A 15,465-nucleotide genomic window follows, 5' to 3' on the forward strand; every position below is an offset into this window, starting at 1 on the left:
CTGTCCCGGGGGAAATTGAATGTTTTTGGGCAATTCTCCGCAAGACGTACAATTGCTCGCGGGCTGTGGTTTTCAGGCAAGCCTGCTGCGCTTCCAGCTGGCAGGCGCAGCGCCGACATTCTTGCGGAAGACGCGGGTGAAATGCGCCTGATCGGCAAAGCCGGTTTCGACGGCAACGGTTGTCAGCGGCATCTCGCTGTTCAGGAGCAGATGCTTGGCCTTTTCGAGTCTGGCCTGCGTTTGCCATTGATGCGGCGGCAGACCCGTCGACGCCTTGAAGGCGTGGCTGAAATGCGACTGCGAGAGGCCGGTCAGTTCAGCCAGTTCTTCCAGCCGGATGGCGCGCGTGCAATTCTCTTCGATATAGTCGACCGCGCGCCGCAGCTGCCAGGTAGCGAGACCGCTGCGCTTGCGCGGCCGGGTGCCGCGCAGTTGCAGCACATTGATCACCAACGAAAGTGTCAGGCCGTCGCCATAGAGATCGTGCAGCGGCTCCGGGTTTTCACACTCGGCCGCGATCAGCTCGGCAAGCGCCATCATGCGCGGGTCGTTGAAATGCAGCTGCGGACGGTCGAGCCGCGCCGGGTCGATATGTTGCATCAGGCGCTGGCTGATGATCTCGGCGTCGAAATGAATATCGAGGTGGCGGACGAACTCGACGCCTGCCATGTCGACCCAGAGCTCCATGCCAGCGGGAATGTAGGAGATGCGTCCGCTATGGTAATTCTGTAGCCGGCCTTGTGCGCTTGGCGACGGGCGAACATTGGTCGTGCCCGAGCCGCGCTGCTCCAACAGGATGAAAAGCCGCGGGTCTCTCGCGACATAGTACCCGCCGGCCTGCGCCGCGCAATTAACGTTCCAGATGTCGGCAACCATGCCGTTCCAGTGGCGGCGATGCATACCGCCGATGACTGAAAAGCCTCCGATCTTGTTCTGCATTCTTGGCTGAAACGTCATTTGCTGCTTCCGGCGTCGCTTCTGCGCATTAATCCTTCAAATTAAACTCAAGTTATTATAACAACACTGCCCGGATAGCAATCCGCATGGTCGCGAGGGCGGTTGCCATGCAAAAAGATCTCTACCCGCGTCTCCAAATGCAAACGGGATGCCCTTTCGAGCATCCCGCCTTTGAGATCGATACTGCTGACTTAGGTTCTGTATCCTAGAACAGACCTGCCAATCTCACCGTTTTTGTATCGGGCTGAAACGAAGCCTGGATCACGTTGGACGGCTGATGGCTGGGAGATGGCTGGGGCGCAATGGCATGTGCCGGCCGGGTAGCCGGGCTCTGAGCCGGGCCGCAGCTTCCGGAGCTCGTTTTCTCGACCCGAGGCTTGCCGCTGCCGGAGCTGAAATACTCCACGGTTTGCGTGCAGGTGCCCTTGCCCGATGTCGTCGAGATGACCGTATATCCTTTCACGCCTGCGGGGAGCTTCGACAGATCGATCTTCATGAGATTATCCGAGCCATCCGGCCACGGCGCGAAAAGACGGGGATCATTCATCAGGGCTGCGGCCTCGCGATCCATGGCAGCCGAGATACGCTCTATGTCGGCGAAGGGCGAGATGTCGTCGAATGGAGAAAAGCCCGCCATCGACGCCGGATCGTCCCGGAAGGTAATCGTCGGTGGCTGAGCGCCGCTGTAGCGGATCAATTCCAGCGAGCCGTCCGGCAGGCGAACTGTCATTTGGTGCGTATTGGCGGATTGCTCAATCTTCTGCTGAGCGACAGCCTGGCTCGCCAATCCTGTGGCTATGATAAGGCCGGCGCTGATGAGAAATGCATTGCGGAGGGTTAGCACGATGATCTCCTTTGCGTTGAGAGCATGTCGGATCGGCTCCCGCTTGAATGGCTTGGAGCGCCGATCGATGCGACCCTTTCGATCTTGGTCTCGCCTCTGCCAAATTTATGGCAGCCACTGCGGCGCCGTGCCGCAGTCGGGCCGCACTGATGTCAATCCTGCGTGATAAGCTTGTGACAGAAGCGTCGCGTGAACGCTTCTGCACGCGAAAGCGGGCCTATTCGCTCGTTTTGAGCTCTGTGGGACAACGCAAGCTTGAAATTTCCCTCGTCTTCCGCCACCTGTGCGGCGCGACTTTTTTATTCCCAGGAGACTAGACGCTTATGACGACCACCACCGCAGAAAATACCGCCGAGAGCCACGTTTTCGAGGCCGACGTTGCCCGCCTTCTGCATATGATGGTTCACTCGGTTTATTCGGACAAGGATGTCTTCCTGCGCGAGCTGATCTCGAACGCGGCCGATGCCTGCGAGAAGCTGCGCTACGAAGCGATTGCCCATCCCGGCCTGCTTGCCAATGATCCCGACAGCCGCATCCTGCTGACGCTCGATGCCGATGGCGGCAAGCTCGTCGTCGAGGATAACGGCATCGGCATGAGCCGCGACGAGATGATCGAGGCGCTCGGCACAATTGCCCGCTCGGGCACGCGCGCCTTCATGGAGCGTATCGAGGCCAACAAGCAAGGCGAGGGTGCGCAGCTCATCGGCCAGTTCGGGGTCGGCTTCTATTCCTGCTTCATGGTGGCCGACCGCGTCGACGTCATCTCGCGCCGCGCCGGTGCGGAGGATGCCTGGCTCTGGTCTTCCGATGGAAAGGGCGGCTACAGCGTTGCGCCTGTTGACGTCAGCGAGGCGCCGGCGCGCGGCACCCGCATCACGCTGCATCTGATGGAAGATGCCAAGAGCTATGCCTCGCGCTGGAGCGTCGAGCGCATCGTCAAGGAACAGTCCGGTCATGTGCCGGTGCCGATCAAGATCGCCGAAAAGCCCGGCGAGGAAGCGACGCAGCTGACCGACGGCACCGCGCTCTGGACGAAATCGAAGAACGACATTACGGCCGAGGAATATACCGATTTCTATCGCGGCGTTTCCGGTCAGTATGACGAGCCGGCGCTGACGGTGCATTTCCGCGCCGAGGGTCGCCATGAATATTCGGCGCTTGCCTTCGTGCCGGGCTCGCAGCCCTTCGATCTTTTCGATCCGGACCGCAAGGGCCGCATGAAGCTCTATGTGAAGCGCGTCTTCATCACCGATGAAGCCGAATTGCTGCCGCGCTATCTCCGCTTCGTGCGCGGCCTCGTCGACACGTCGGACCTGCCGCTCAACGTCTCGCGCGAGATGATCCAGGAAAGCCCGATCCTGACGGCGATCCGCAAGGGCGTGACCAATCGCATCATCACGGCGATCGAGAAGCAGGCGGAGAGCGATCACGACGCCTTTCTGAAGATCTGGGAGAATTTTGGCAGCCTCATCAAGGAAGGCCTCTACGAGGACTTCGAGCGTCGTTCTCAGCTTCTGGCGCTTTCGCGCTTCCGCACCACCACTTCGGGCGACGGCTATCGCTCGCTTGCCGACTACATCAAGGATGCCAAGGAGGGCCAGCAGTCGATCTACTATCTCGTCGGCGGCAGCCTCGAGCAGCTGAAGGCGTCGCCGCAGCTTGAGGGCTTCCGTGCCCGCGGCATCGAAGTCCTGCTGCTGACCGATTCCGTCGACAGCTTCTGGGTGACCAATGCTCCGGAATTTGAGGGCAAGAGCTTCAAGTCAATCACGCAAGGCTCTGCTGATCTCGCCCAATTCAAGAAGCAGGACGAAGACAAGCCGGAAAGCGAAAGCGCGCCCGCCGAAGTCCAGGCCTTCCTCGACTATGCTAAGCAGAAGCTGGCCGATGAGGTCTCCGATGTCCGTGCATCCGATCGTCTGATCGAAAGCGCCGTTTGCCTCGTCGCCTCCGAGCAGGGCTATGACCGCCAGCTTGAAAAGATCCTGCAGGGCGCCGGCCGCCTGCAGTCTGGCGCCAAGCCGATCCTTGAGATCAATATGGATCACCCGGTCGTCAAGGCGATTGCCGCCAAGGCGGATGCGCCGTCCCTGCGTGACGATGCGGCTTTCCTGCTGCTCGATCAGGCTCGGGTTCTGGACGGCGACAAGCCTGCCGATCCGCGTGCTTTTGCCGAGCGGCTGGCGCGTTTGATGGAAAAGGCACTGCAGTAATCAATCGGTCGGCACGGCTCTAAAAGGCTGTGCCGACCTGCTCGGCAGAGCTTGCGTCCGCGTGAGCGTTTGATGCAAAAACTTTTCTAAAATTATCATCTTTTCATTGCGCGAGGAAACGTCCTCTTTTATAGAAGACATGCACACTGGCCGGATCGCTTGGCCACGTAAGCGTTAACGTCACTCAACGCGTATGATCGAACGGCTCTGCGGCTTCGGTCTGCGCGACTGTGTCCTGCGGATCGAGAATCGAGGCGCCTCGAAAGGACACCAATGGATACCCCCCATAATTCCAACCCGGCCATCTCCACTCCGAAGATCGAGCGCGTGCGCCATGAACTGAAGCGGCGCACTCTGACTGTAACGGCCATCGACAGGATCACGCCCGGCATGCTGCGCATTCGGCTGGCCGGCGAAGATCTCGCCGATTTTGTAAGCCTTGCGCCCGACGACCACATCAAGGTGATGGTTCCGGGCGCCGGCGAAGAGATGGAGCGGCGTGACTATACGCCTCGCCAATACGACACAGACGCGCGGACACTCGTCCTCGATTTTGCCGTCCATGAGGCGGGCCCTGCCACGCAATGGGCGCTCGACGCTCGCGTCGGCGACAGGCTGGAGATCGGCGGTCCCCGCGGCTCGGCCGTTGTGTCCGCAGATATCGAGAACTGGCTGCTCATCGGCGACGAGACGGCGCTGCCGGCCATCGGCCGCCGGATTGAGGAGGCACGTGCGGGAACGCATATAACGGCGATAGCCGCGGTTGCCGATGCTCATGAACATCAGTCATTTCAAACCGATGCGCAGCTGGATATGCGTTGGGCATATCGGCCTCTTTCGGACGCGGCGGATCCGTCCTCGCTTCTGAAGATATTGCAGTCGATCGATGTGGTGCCCGGCACGTTCGTCTGGATCGCCGCCGAAGCCTCCGTCACGCGCGCTTTGCGCACCTACCTCGTCGAAGACCGCGGCTATCCGCTGAGCTGGATCAAGGCGTCCGGCTATTGGGTCAAGGGCAAGGCGGACGCGACGGAGAAATTCGATTGAACGCGGGACGCAGGCGGCAAGATGCCGCCCGCTCATCCTAATATGATAGGTCAGGCATCTTGCCGGAACAGGCTGCTGCCCCATTTCATGGCGCAATTGTCCCGCAAGTGGACAAGGCGTTCCGCGATAAGGTTGGGTTCACCGAAACTGCATTCTGGATAGATTTCGACTTCCTAAATTGCAAGGGATCGCCGAAGGTTATGCTTGAAGCGGGAATGGTGGCAAAGCCATAGGCGATCGCTTTGCAGGTCCATGCACCGAGCGGGAGGCGGTGCTTTGGGCGTCATGTAAATCCCTGCCGTACGCGACGGCCAATGTTGAGGATCGACGCAAGGTGCTTGCCGTCCCGAAAGACCCGCCGCAGACATTCGTCGCATTGATGTTGTCGGCGCTTCGCAAGGCCTTCATCGGCATCGCTCTGGCGAGCGCGGCCATCAATGTGCTGGCGCTGACCGGCTCCTTCTTCATGCTGCAGGTCTATGATCGGGTCATTCCGAGCCATAGCCTGCCGACGCTGTCCGGTCTCGTCATCATCGTCGTGACCCTCTATCTTTTTCAGGGCGTAATCGAATTACTGCGCTCCATGCTGCTTGTGCGCATCGGCATGTCGCTCGACGAGCGTTTAAACAGGAAGGTCTTCGGCGCGCTTCTGTTCCTGCCGAGCAAAAAACAGACGTCGGACGATGGGCTGCAATCGGTGCGTGATCTCGAGCAGATCCGCTCCTTCCTTTCCGGTAGCGGTTCGGCGGCGCTTTTCGATCTGCCATGGGTGCCGTTCTATCTGATCCTTTGCTTTCTGTTCCACTTCTGGATCGGCTTTACGGCTTTTTGCGGCGCCTTGTTGCTCGTCGGCATTACCGTGGCTGCCGAAATGCTGTCGCGTCGCCCGGCGCTGGAGGCGGCCAAGTCTTCGGCAGCACGCCTCGGCTTTGCTCAGGCTGCGCGGCGGAACTGGGAGGCTGCCATTGCCATGGGGTTTTCCAGCCGCCTCACCGATAAATGGGCTGTCATGAATGAGGATTATCTCAGTCACCAGGCGATAGCGAGCACCCGTGTCGGCGCGCTGACCATCGCCGCCAAGATTGCACGCATGATGCTGCAATCCGGTGTCCTTGCCGTCGGCGCGATCCTCGTCATTCGCCAGGAAGCGACGGGAGGTATCATCATTGCCAGCTCGATCCTGGTGACGCGGGCGCTGGCGCCCGTCGAGCTTGCGATCGGCCAATGGAAGGGTTTTGTGGCTGCACGCCAGGGCTGGACGCGGCTTGCCGCGCTCCTCGACGCCGCGCCGCCCGAGAAGCAGGCTTTCGCCTTGCCCGGACCATCGCGGGAACTCAGCGTCGAGAATATCACCGTGACGTCGCCCGGCAGCCGCGATCTCATCCTGCGCAATGTCTCGTTCAAGATATCGGCGGGAACCATACTCGGCGTCATCGGCCCGAGCGCATCGGGCAAGTCTTCGCTGGCACGTGCAATTGCCGGCTTGTGGCCGGTTGCAATCGGCTCCGTGCGGCTCGATCGCGCCGCTCTTTCGCAATGGGATACCGATGAGCTTGGGCAGCATATCGGCTATCTGCCGCAGGATGTGGACCTCTTCGACGGCACGATCGCCGAGAATATTTCGCGTTTTGCCGAGGACACGCGAACCGAGTCGATCATTGCGGCGGCGAAAGCGGCGGGTGTCTACGACATGATCGTCAAACTCCCGGATGGCTTCGATACCAAGATCGGCGAAGGCGGATCGCGCCTTTCGGCCGGGCAAAGGCAGCGTATCGCCCTGGCGAGGGCGCTTTACGGCGATCCCTTTCTGGTGCTTCTCGACGAGCCGAATTCCAATCTGGATGCGGAAGGCGAAGCGGCACTGACGGCGGCGCTTGCACGCGTGAAGGAGAGGGGTGGCATTGCGATCGTCATTGCCCACCGGCCAAGCGCTCTTGCCGCCGCCGATACGGTCATGATCGTTGCCGGCGGCCAGGTCCAGGCATTCGGGCCAAAGAAGGACATCCTCGGTCCGTCGCCCAAGCAGCTCGGAACGACGCATCTGACCATCGCCGGTGGGGAGACACACGGATGATCGGCAAGGCCTCGTCATCGAACGAACGAATGATCCGCCGCCTGTCGCTGTTGGTGATAGCCGCCATTCTGGTGTTGTTCGGCGTCATGGGCGGCCTTGCCGCCGCAACGAAGATTTCCGGCGCGGTCGTCACCTCCGGCACGCTTGTCGTCGACAGCTATGTAAAGCCGGTAAAGCATTTGAAGGGCGGGATCGCCCGTGCGATCCTGGTGAAGAATGGCGATCATGTCGCCGCCGGCCAGGTGCTCGTCCGGCTGGACGACACCCAGACCAGAGCCAACCTCTCGATCATCCGCAAACGGCTCAACGAACTTTCTGCCCGCACGGCGCGTCTGGCAGCGGAGCGCGACGGCCGGCAGGATATCGACTTTCCGGCCGATCTGCTCTCGTTTGCCGAAGATGCTGATGTGGCAGCTATCCTGGCAGGCGAGCGTCGGCTCTTTCGCGATCGCCAGATATCGCGCGACGGGCAGAAATCGCAGCTTCACGAGCGCATTCAGCAGCTCAGGCAGGAGATTGACGGTCTCGTCGCCCAGGAAGAGGGCAAGCGGCGGGAAATCGCGCTCATCGCCAAGGAGCTCGGCAGCCTCCAAGGCCTGCTCGATCAGGGCATCATTTCGGCGACGAAGGTCTACTCGTTGCAGCGGGAAAGCGCATCGCTGAACGGCGATCTCGGAAACCTCGTCTCGTCCGTCGCCCAGACCAAAGGCAAGATTGCGGAAACCGAGCTGCAAATCCTGCAGATCGATGCCGACCGCAGTTCGGAAGTATCCGAGCAATTGCGCCAGGCGGAAAGCGATAGCGGCCAGTTTGCCGAACGCCTTATCGCCGCCGAGGACGATCTGAAGCGGATCGATATCAAGGCGCCGCAGGCGGGGATCGTCGACCAGCTAAGCGTCCATGCCGAAGGGGCCGTCATTTCGCCGGCAGAGGCGATCCTGCAGATCGTTCCGGACAAGGACGCGCTGGTGGCAGAGCTGAAACTCGCGCCCCAGGATATCGATCAGATTACGGTAGGGCAGGCGGTATCCCTGCGTTTTCCTGCGTTCAATCAGCAGATCACGCCGGAATTGAGCGGGCAGGTCGATACCATTTCCGCGGATCTGGCGACGGATCAGCGTTCGGGCCAAAGCTATTATGTCGTGCGAGCAAAGGTGGCGAAGCCGGAATGGGATCGGCTGGGGCAGCTTACGCCGCTGCCCGGCATGCCTGTGGAGGCCTTTCTGCAAACGGGCCAACGAAGCGTTCTTGCCTATCTGACAAAGCCGATGACCGACCAGATCAGGCGGGCGTTCAAAGAGGATTAGGCATATAGGTGCATCGGCTTGTGATGTGCGGGAGCGCAATTGCTTGCAGCGATCAATTGCGCAGCGGTCGATGCAAGAGCTTCATCGCCTGATTTTTGAGGAGGGTAGCATGGATCGATACAAGGGCGGTTGCCTATGCGGCGAGGTCCGATTTGTGGCATCGGGTCGGCCTTTGCCATTGTCTCGATATTCCCCGAGCAGTCGGTCAAGATCGACGGCGAAGCACGGGATTATGCAGGGCGCTTCTTCTGTCCCCGCTGCGGCTCGTCCGTTTTTTCGCGCACCGGGGATGAAATCGAGATAAATCTGGGCTCCATGGATGCTCCCGACCAGCTAAAGCCCACTTACGATCTATGGACCATCCGCCGCGAATCGTGGTTGCCGCCTTTTCCGCTCGAGAAGCGATACGCACGCGATCGCGAGAGTACCAGCCGCTTCGAGGAATAGCTCCGATGACGGTTGGTTTCGGCCGGATCAATCCGTCCGAAGCACCTGTTTTGACGCACTGATCGTTCGATGCGGTCAGATGTGCCAGTCCGTCGTGTGGGCGGATTGCGTCGAAGCGGCAAGCTGGGCGGCATGATCATCCAGGGAATAGGCTTTGATATAGTCGATCTTCATCTCCGACCCATTCGGGAGACCGTCCGTCGGCGTACCTGCCACGCCGCCGACGGCGAGATCGACCAGCATGTACATCGGCCCGTGCATATCGGCCGGCGTATCGGCATGGGCAACGGCAACGTCGTCGAAATACCAGACGATCTGATCCTTGTCCCAGAGCACGCCGTAATTGTGGAAGCCATCGGTGCTTGGCACTTCCACTGGAATAGAGGTCTTCGTGTGCTCGCCGGTGGCATTCGAATGAACCGTCACATTGACGGTGGTCGGGTTTTGTCCGCGCATTTCCACCACGTCGAGTTCCGGTGGCCATGAACCATCCTCCGGCAGCAGCCAGAAAGCGGGCCAGACGCCCTGGTTATGCGGCATCTCCGCCCGCATCTCGAAATAGCCGTAGGTCTGCGAGAAGGTCGAGTGAGTGGTCAGAATGCCTGAAGTATAATCATGGTTCTCGACGATCGATTTCAGCGCGTCCGGCGTCTGTTTCGCCGTAATCGTCAGAATGCCGTCAGAGACGGAAAAGGGGTTGGCGGATGCGGTCGGTGCATAAGAAGGATTGATGTACCACTGCAGTTCATCATTCAGGCTGCTGCCTTTGTCGGGCGCCCAGGAATATTTCGCATCCCAGGTGCCCTGCGTCCCCTCATGCAGCGAAAGCGTATTGAAATCGTCCGAAAAAGTCTGAGTGAGCGACGATCTGTCGAGCCCGAGCTGAAACTGGTCTTCATGCAGGTCGGAGATGGTCTTGTTGGCGAAGACCAGGCTTTCGCCATTGCCGAGATCGAGCCGGATGTTGGCACCTTCCTGCGTGGAATGGCTGACGACCTGATCGAACGACGTCAGGCCATACTGATTGAGCCTGACCTTGTCGTCATCGCTGAAATCGGTGATGAGATCGCTGCCGTTGCCCTTGCTGATGATGAAAGTATCGGCGCCGCCGCCGCCCGTCAGCACGTCGTTGCCGGCACCGCCATCGATGGTCTGGCTGCCGCTGCCGCCGGTGATGATGTTGTCGGCGTCATTGCCGTAGGCATGGCGATTATTGCCCGTGACCGTGAGATTTTCGAAATTTTCGGGCAGCGTATAATCCATCCAGGTATTGATGGTATCCACGCCGGCGTTGGATGCCTCATAGGCGTGATTGATGCTGGAATAGAGATAGTAGATATCGTCGCCGGTGCCGCCCATCATCGTCACATTGACGGAGGCGTCACCCCACATGGAATCGTTGCCGGCAGTGCCGTAAAGCACGGGGCCAGAGCCGGTGGCGGAAAAGAACCCTGTCGACGTATCGCTATAGTAAAGTGGCTGTCCAAGGGCATTCAAAACTGAATTGGGCATGAGAATCCTCTTCCTTCGTGCCGGACGACCTCCTCCATCGAGCTAATATTTCTCCCCGCTCATATGCATCAAATAGCGTGCATTGTTTTTCTGCCCACCCCCGACGGCAAGTTTTTTCGCCAAGCTGTCCAAAAGTGCGGGCTGGAGCATTCGCGCTCATGGCTATGAGGTCGGGACGCAGTGGTTCACCGCGTCCCCGAAGCCAGAATTTAGAGCGCGGCCTTTACCTTGGCAGCGACATCCGGGCTTACCCATGTCGTCCAGATGTCTTCATGGTTTTTCAGGAAGTATCGGGCGGTGTCTTCGTTGGTGCCCTGATTGTCCGTCTGCCATGCAAGAATGCTGTTGACGAGATCGTTCGTCCATTTCCGTTTCTTCAGATAGTCCATCGCGACGCCGGCGTGATCGGCAAACTTCTTGGTGACGACGGTGTAGACTTCCGAGACGGGATAGGAATTGACCTTTGGATTGGCGCAATCGATGACCGAGGTGCATGCGTCCCATTCGGCCTTGTCGTGGGGTACGCCGAAGGAAAGGCGCACCATTGGATACTTACCGAGGATAGCAGTCGGCGACCAATAATAGCCAAGCCAGCCCGTCCTCTTTTCGAAGGCATTGGCGATGGTGCCGTCAAGAGCGGCGGCAGAGCCGGTCTCGACGATTTCAAAGCCCTTCTTCTCGCCATCGAGCGCCCGGAAGAGATTGCCGAGCGACGCCTGGCATTGCCAGCCGGGCGGGCAATTGTAGATGACGCCCTTTTTCGGATCGTCCGGCGCGGGGAAAAGTTCCGGTTGCTCCAGCGCCTGCTGGACGGTCTTGATATCGGGATGGGCGTTGGCGAGGAATTTCGGAATCCACCAGCCATCCTGGCCGCCATCGGAAAGAATGCCGGCAGCGATGACCAACCGTCCCTCGGAAACCGCCTGATCCAGCGGCGTGCGAACCGCATTGATCCAAAGTTCCGGCGCAATGTCCGGTTGGCCCTTCTCGTTCATCGAAGTAAATGTCGGCAACGTGTCGCCCGTGAGGAGTTCGACCGAGCAGCCATAGCCTTCCTGGAGGATGATCTTGTCGACATTTGCCGCAACGCCGGCCGACGCCCAGTTCATTTCGGCGATGGAGACCGAACCGCAATCGGCATGCGCGGTGCCGGCAAAGGTATAAAGTGCCGCAGCGAAGACGGCGGCAGCTATAGGCTTCTTCATGTAAGACCTCCAGGTCCTGATGTTGCTGTTGTCGAAGGAATGTCGCGGGTGAAGCCGTTGATCTTTTCCTTCGCTCTTGCGATGCCCCGGTAGCGCAACGGCCACGCAGAGGCAAATCCGGACAGTCAAAGCCGTCCGGGCGCGTCCGTGCCGAGGTTTTCGCGCTAAAAGGCCTGATCGTAACATGGTTGGCCTCATTCTTTACGTCTCCTTGCCGCCGGCAAAATAGCCGGTTCCGGCCTAACTACCGCTGGCGCGCTACCCTTGAGAGCATCACGCCGTCAACCTGCTCGGTATCAGCTTCACAATATCTGCCAGAACGGACCGGAGCCGAGGCTGCTGACGTTGCCGCCGGGATCGTTAGCGGCCAGCATTTCGCCGGAAAAGCCGCTGCCGATGATCCTGCCGTCACCGGGGCGGCGAGAGAGATTGTCAACGCGTCCTTTCTGGGAGCCGTCATTCAAATGACCGCCGGCCAGCCTCGCTCCGTTCATGAGCGGCTTTTTCAATATCGTTCAAACCTGTTTTGTCTGTAATCTCTATTTTCAATATAAGTGATATTGAAGTAACAATTAATAATACAATTAAAAGAGATATTTTTGAATCATAAATTCTATGTCTAATCTACAAAAATACCGTACTAATGCTGACGCCGGTTATGGAAATTGAACGTGATGGAAGTGTAATTCTTATCGCTACATAAATTCTATGATGCAATGGCGTAAAATTGACGCTATTGTTATCGAAATAACCTCGGGTTTTGAGGGCCGAGAGGTAAGGTGGGGCGCATAATGTTGCGGGGAGAGGAGATGAATGGGATGGCGTTGTTCGCGCTCATAAGGCGTGCCGATAGGCGCTTGCCCATATCGGCAAATCCACCGAGCGGAGGATTGTGATGGCTGGCCGGACTACCATCGCCGCCGGTTCAGGCACATTGCAGGAGCGTTACGGCGACTGGACGCTTACCATCGTCAATCAGGGAACTGCCGATCAAGCGCGGCCACATTATGCGATTTCCTATACGCTGTATGATCTGCAGACAAACGCGCCAGTGCTTTCGATCGAACTTACTCCCGACGGCGGAAGCCTGAGGGGTATACTGGCGCTGCCGCTGGGGCTGCATCTGCGGAGCGGGCGGTTGCCGCGCGGTGACGAAGCTGCTTTGGGTCTGGCTCAGCCGCTCGGTGCGGCTTCTTCGCCCGGCTGTCCGGTCGAGCTGAAGCTCGATGCACCCGTGATTGCCAACCTGCGGCGACGGCGTAGCCTCCGCGTGATGCTGGCGGCGACCGATACGGGTCGCGATGTGAGCTGCGTCATTTCGCTCAATGGATTTGCCGAGGCTCTCAGCCGCGCGCTCTCCATTGTCGATCCCTACGCAGCAAGAGCCCACATCAGGTCGGGCTTGACCCTTCAGTAGCAAGTCGGATTTCGGGCAGGGTTGTCCGTGCGATTGGCCGTGCCGCCAACCGCACGCATTTCCTTCGCTCCGGCGGTATGCTCGAATTCCGATGTCAAGTTTCCCGGCTAATGCTTGCAAGCAATGTCCGCCGCGCCTCGCTTAGATGTGCCGTGCAGGTCTGGCTAATTTTCCTTTGGTCCCTTGAGAGAATCGCATCGATATAAGCCAGATGCTGATAGAGAGCCGCTTCGTTGCGAATGCGCTCGTCTTTCTTGTTCCATTGATAATGGTAGAAGAAAATCAGCGAGATGACGTGGTAGAATTCGGTGACGAAGCGATTGCTGGAAGCGCTGTTGATCAAGCGATGCAATTGCTCGTCAAGGAGCGAGAACCGGTGATAATCGGTCTCGATCGTCTCCAGCAGCTTGAGATGCTCGGTGCGCAGTCTGCGCAGCGCATTCCAGCTCGGGTCGCCGTCATCGAGTTCCGCAAAGCGCATGACGGACCGCATTTCGAAAATTTCGCGGATATCGGAAAGCTCGTTGGCGAATTCCAGGGTCATGCCGCGGAAGACCCATTTGCCGCCGGCTTCGCGCTCCATCAGGCCAAAATGCCGGAAGCTCTGCAGAAACTCGCGGATCGTCGTCGTCGATACGCCGAATTGCCGCGCGAGCTGAAGCGCATTGATTGCCTGGCCGGGACCGCTATCGGATTGGAGTATCCAGGTCAGGAAGGCGCGCTCGACGATCAATGTCGGCGGGATGGTCTCCGCTTCGGCATAGAGCTCGGATGGTTCTGCCAGCCGCAGCACTATCCTGTCCCTGGATAGAAGGCCGCTCTCCATCGCGGCCGCCAGGCACTTGCGGACCGTCGTTGTGCTGGTGCCGAGGGTTCGGCCGATCTCGCGTTCCGAGCCAAGAGGGTGGCCGTGACCGACCGATTGTACGTGGCGCAGGAACTCGTTGAACTGCCGCTTGAAGAGGTTTTCAGAACGCATGCCGATTTGGTTTCGTTGGTTTTTTAAACAAAAAATACCACTTTAAATCGATCGCCTCAACCGTGTAGATTCCGCCTCAAGCTAAGGAGGATAGCTCGGGAATGAGACCAGCATATCTCGTTGCTCATTGGCGCTGCCGGGAAGATGGCGTCGCATGAGCTACACTTTTGATTTCGAGGGCCTGCTTCCCTATTGGGATCAGTTTGCGGAAGGCGTCTGGCTGACGATTGCGCCTTCGGTGGCGGCAACTATCGTGGGGTTTGTGCTGGGCACGTTCCGTGCGATCGCACGGACCAGCGGCTCGGCGACGCTGAAGACAATCGCCGGCGCCTATGGCGTCGACCTGCCGGCCGATATAGCCACCCTGAACTGATCTGTTTTCAGCGAACCGGGCACAAGCGTCCGGTTCACACCCCCAAACCGGAAAGGTATTGTCACATGAAAGCCCTGTTGATCGAAAATGAAGGTGTCAGCCGTTTCACCGATGTCGCCCGCCCGCAGCTCGGAGAAGGCGATGTCCGTATCGCCGTCCGCCATGTCGGCATCTGCGGGAGTGATCTCAACACGTTTCGAGGCCTCAACCCGCTGGTGGAGCTGCCGCGCATCCCAGGGCACGAAATCGGTGGCGAGATCATCGAGACAGGGGCGGGCGTTTCGTCCGCCTTTCAACCAGGGCGGCGCGTCATCGTTCTTCCCTATACCAGTTGCGGTACTTGCTCTTCCTGCCGCAAGGGTCGCGTGAATGCTTGTCGCTACAACCGCACGCTTGGCGTCCAGCAGGATGGCGGGCTTGCCGAAGAGATCGTTCTTCCCGCGGAGAAGGTGATTCTGAACGACACGCTCGATCCTCGCTTTCTTGCTTTGGTCGAGCCGCTGTCGGTCGGCTTCCATGCGGTGGCGCGCGGCCGCGTTTCGTCGAGTGATCGCATCGTCGTGCTGGGCTGCGGCATGATTGGCATGGGTGTGGTCATCGGAGCCGTTGCGCGCGGAGCCGAGGTGATTGCCGTCGATCTCAGTCCGGAAAAGACCGCGCTGGCACAACGCTTCGGAGCGCGCCACGCAATCGATGCCGGCACGGAAGATGTCGGTGCGCGCATTGTCGAATTGACTGATGATCAGGGCGTCGATGTGGCCTTCGAGGCGGTCGGTCTTCCGGAAACCTTTCGCCAGGCGATCGATCTTGCCGGCTTTTGCGGGCGCGTCGTCTATGTCGGCTACGCCAAGGCTCCCGTTACCTATCAGACACAAATGTTCAATCTCAAGGAGTTGGATATCATGGGGTCGCGCAACGCGACGAGGTCCGATTTCGATGCGGTGATCGCTTATCTGGAGACGATCGGCGACCGCGCCGCCTCGCTCATTTCCAAGATCATACCCTTCGCCGAGGCCGAAGGTGCATTGCCCTTTTGGGACAAGAACCGTGACGTTTTGAAGGTCATTGTCGAAAGATGAATACGCAAGCA

At 59.1% G+C, this 15,465-nt stretch carries 13 protein-coding genes and 1 pseudogene; 8 read left to right on the top strand and 6 right to left on the bottom strand.

The window, feature by feature from the left end:
• Positions 1-72: 72 nt before the first annotated feature.
• A complete protein-coding gene (locus tag I8E17_RS21775; RefSeq protein WP_113366322.1) occupies positions 73-957 on the bottom strand; it encodes an AraC family transcriptional regulator in 885 nt (294 codons plus the stop codon).
• A 205-nt stretch (positions 958-1,162) separates the two neighbouring features.
• Complete coding sequence (locus tag I8E17_RS21780; protein ID WP_069614605.1) at positions 1,163-1,801, bottom strand: hypothetical protein; 639 nt, start codon at positions 1,799-1,801, stop codon at positions 1,163-1,165.
• A 323-nt stretch (positions 1,802-2,124) separates the two neighbouring features.
• Here I8E17_RS21780 and htpG point away from each other — a divergent pair, with 323 nt between their 5' ends.
• From htpG to I8E17_RS21805, 5 genes and pseudogenes are all read left to right on the top strand, one after another.
• Positions 2,125-4,014: a molecular chaperone HtpG gene (htpG, locus tag I8E17_RS21785; protein WP_069614604.1), complete on the top strand. Its 1,890-nt coding sequence runs from the start codon at positions 2,125-2,127 to the stop codon at positions 4,012-4,014.
• 273 nt (positions 4,015-4,287) lie between these two features.
• Complete coding sequence (locus tag I8E17_RS21790) at positions 4,288-5,061, top strand: siderophore-interacting protein (RefSeq protein WP_069614603.1); 774 nt, start codon at positions 4,288-4,290, stop codon at positions 5,059-5,061.
• Between the two features lie 334 nt (positions 5,062-5,395).
• Positions 5,396-7,135 (top strand): type I secretion system permease/ATPase, encoded by a 1,740-nt coding sequence (locus I8E17_RS21795; protein WP_069614602.1) that lies wholly within the window; start codon positions 5,396-5,398, stop codon positions 7,133-7,135.
• Positions 7,132-8,442 (top strand): HlyD family type I secretion periplasmic adaptor subunit, encoded by a 1,311-nt coding sequence (locus tag I8E17_RS21800; RefSeq protein WP_069614601.1) that lies wholly within the window; start codon positions 7,132-7,134, stop codon positions 8,440-8,442. The genes I8E17_RS21795 and I8E17_RS21800 overlap by 4 nt, the downstream gene beginning before the upstream one ends.
• 109 nt (positions 8,443-8,551) lie before the next feature.
• Positions 8,552-8,889 (top strand): annotated as a pseudogene (locus I8E17_RS21805) (GFA family protein).
• Between the two features lie 75 nt (positions 8,890-8,964).
• On the opposite strand, the gene I8E17_RS21810 reads toward I8E17_RS21805, so the two are convergent.
• From I8E17_RS21810 to I8E17_RS21820, 3 genes are all read right to left on the bottom strand, one after another.
• Complete coding sequence (locus tag I8E17_RS21810; protein ID WP_069614600.1) at positions 8,965-10,401, bottom strand: family 16 glycosylhydrolase; 1,437 nt, start codon at positions 10,399-10,401, stop codon at positions 8,965-8,967.
• Positions 10,402-10,610: 209 nt separating this feature from the next.
• On the bottom strand, positions 10,611-11,606 hold the full coding sequence (locus tag I8E17_RS21815) for an ABC transporter substrate-binding protein (RefSeq protein ID WP_113366321.1): 996 nt from the start codon (positions 11,604-11,606) through the stop codon (positions 10,611-10,613).
• A 302-nt stretch (positions 11,607-11,908) separates the two neighbouring features.
• Positions 11,909-12,100 (bottom strand): hypothetical protein, encoded by a 192-nt coding sequence (locus I8E17_RS21820; RefSeq protein WP_069614598.1) that lies wholly within the window; start codon positions 12,098-12,100, stop codon positions 11,909-11,911.
• A 401-nt stretch (positions 12,101-12,501) separates the two neighbouring features.
• Here I8E17_RS21820 and I8E17_RS21825 point away from each other — a divergent pair, with 401 nt between their 5' ends.
• Entirely contained in the window at positions 12,502-13,023 is a 522-nt protein-coding gene (locus tag I8E17_RS21825) for an invasion associated locus B family protein (protein ID WP_069614597.1), read from the top strand.
• Positions 13,024-13,117: 94 nt separating this feature from the next.
• Here the strand turns inward: I8E17_RS21825 and I8E17_RS21830 are convergent, their stop codons facing one another.
• The gene (locus I8E17_RS21830) at positions 13,118-14,002 is read right to left on the bottom strand and encodes a GntR family transcriptional regulator (RefSeq protein WP_113366320.1); all 885 of its coding nucleotides are present in this window, start codon (positions 14,000-14,002) and stop codon (positions 13,118-13,120) included.
• 154 nt (positions 14,003-14,156) lie between these two features.
• Here I8E17_RS21830 and I8E17_RS21835 point away from each other — a divergent pair, with 154 nt between their 5' ends.
• Positions 14,157-14,375, top strand: a complete 219-nt coding sequence (locus tag I8E17_RS21835) for a hypothetical protein (protein WP_069614595.1) — start codon at positions 14,157-14,159, stop codon at positions 14,373-14,375.
• A gap of 65 nt (positions 14,376-14,440) precedes the next feature.
• Positions 14,441-15,454, top strand: coding sequence for a zinc-binding alcohol dehydrogenase family protein (locus I8E17_RS21840; RefSeq protein WP_069614594.1), 1,014 nt, complete (start codon positions 14,441-14,443; stop codon positions 15,452-15,454).
• The last annotated feature ends 11 nt before the right edge of the window (positions 15,455-15,465 follow it).

The sequence above is a fragment of the Rhizobium sp. AB2/73 genome (genome assembly GCF_020871915.1).
GTDB lineage: Bacteria > Pseudomonadota > Alphaproteobacteria > Rhizobiales > Rhizobiaceae > Rhizobium > Rhizobium dioscoreae.

Excerpts from the sequence above, each read along its gene's own strand:
- I8E17_RS21830 (WP_113366320.1), bottom strand. The coding sequence starts at position 14,002 with ATGCGTTCTGAAAACCTCTTCAAGCGGCAGTTCAACGAGTTCCTGCGC.
- I8E17_RS21800 (WP_069614601.1), top strand. The coding sequence starts at position 7,132 with ATGATCGGCAAGGCCTCGTCATCGAACGAACGAATGATCCGCCGCCTG.
- I8E17_RS21810 (WP_069614600.1), bottom strand. The coding sequence starts at position 10,401 with ATGCCCAATTCAGTTTTGAATGCCCTTGGACAGCCACTTTACTATAGC.
- I8E17_RS21815 (WP_113366321.1), bottom strand. The coding sequence starts at position 11,606 with ATGAAGAAGCCTATAGCTGCCGCCGTCTTCGCTGCGGCACTTTATACC.
- I8E17_RS21790 (WP_069614603.1), top strand. The coding sequence starts at position 4,288 with ATGGATACCCCCCATAATTCCAACCCGGCCATCTCCACTCCGAAGATC.
- I8E17_RS21775 (WP_113366322.1), bottom strand. The coding sequence starts at position 957 with ATGACGTTTCAGCCAAGAATGCAGAACAAGATCGGAGGCTTTTCAGTC.
- I8E17_RS21825 (WP_069614597.1), top strand. The coding sequence starts at position 12,502 with ATGGCTGGCCGGACTACCATCGCCGCCGGTTCAGGCACATTGCAGGAG.
- I8E17_RS21840 (WP_069614594.1), top strand. The coding sequence starts at position 14,441 with ATGAAAGCCCTGTTGATCGAAAATGAAGGTGTCAGCCGTTTCACCGAT.
- I8E17_RS21820 (WP_069614598.1), bottom strand. The coding sequence starts at position 12,100 with ATGAACGGAGCGAGGCTGGCCGGCGGTCATTTGAATGACGGCTCCCAG.
- I8E17_RS21835 (WP_069614595.1), top strand. The coding sequence starts at position 14,157 with ATGAGCTACACTTTTGATTTCGAGGGCCTGCTTCCCTATTGGGATCAG.
- htpG (WP_069614604.1), top strand. The coding sequence starts at position 2,125 with ATGACGACCACCACCGCAGAAAATACCGCCGAGAGCCACGTTTTCGAG.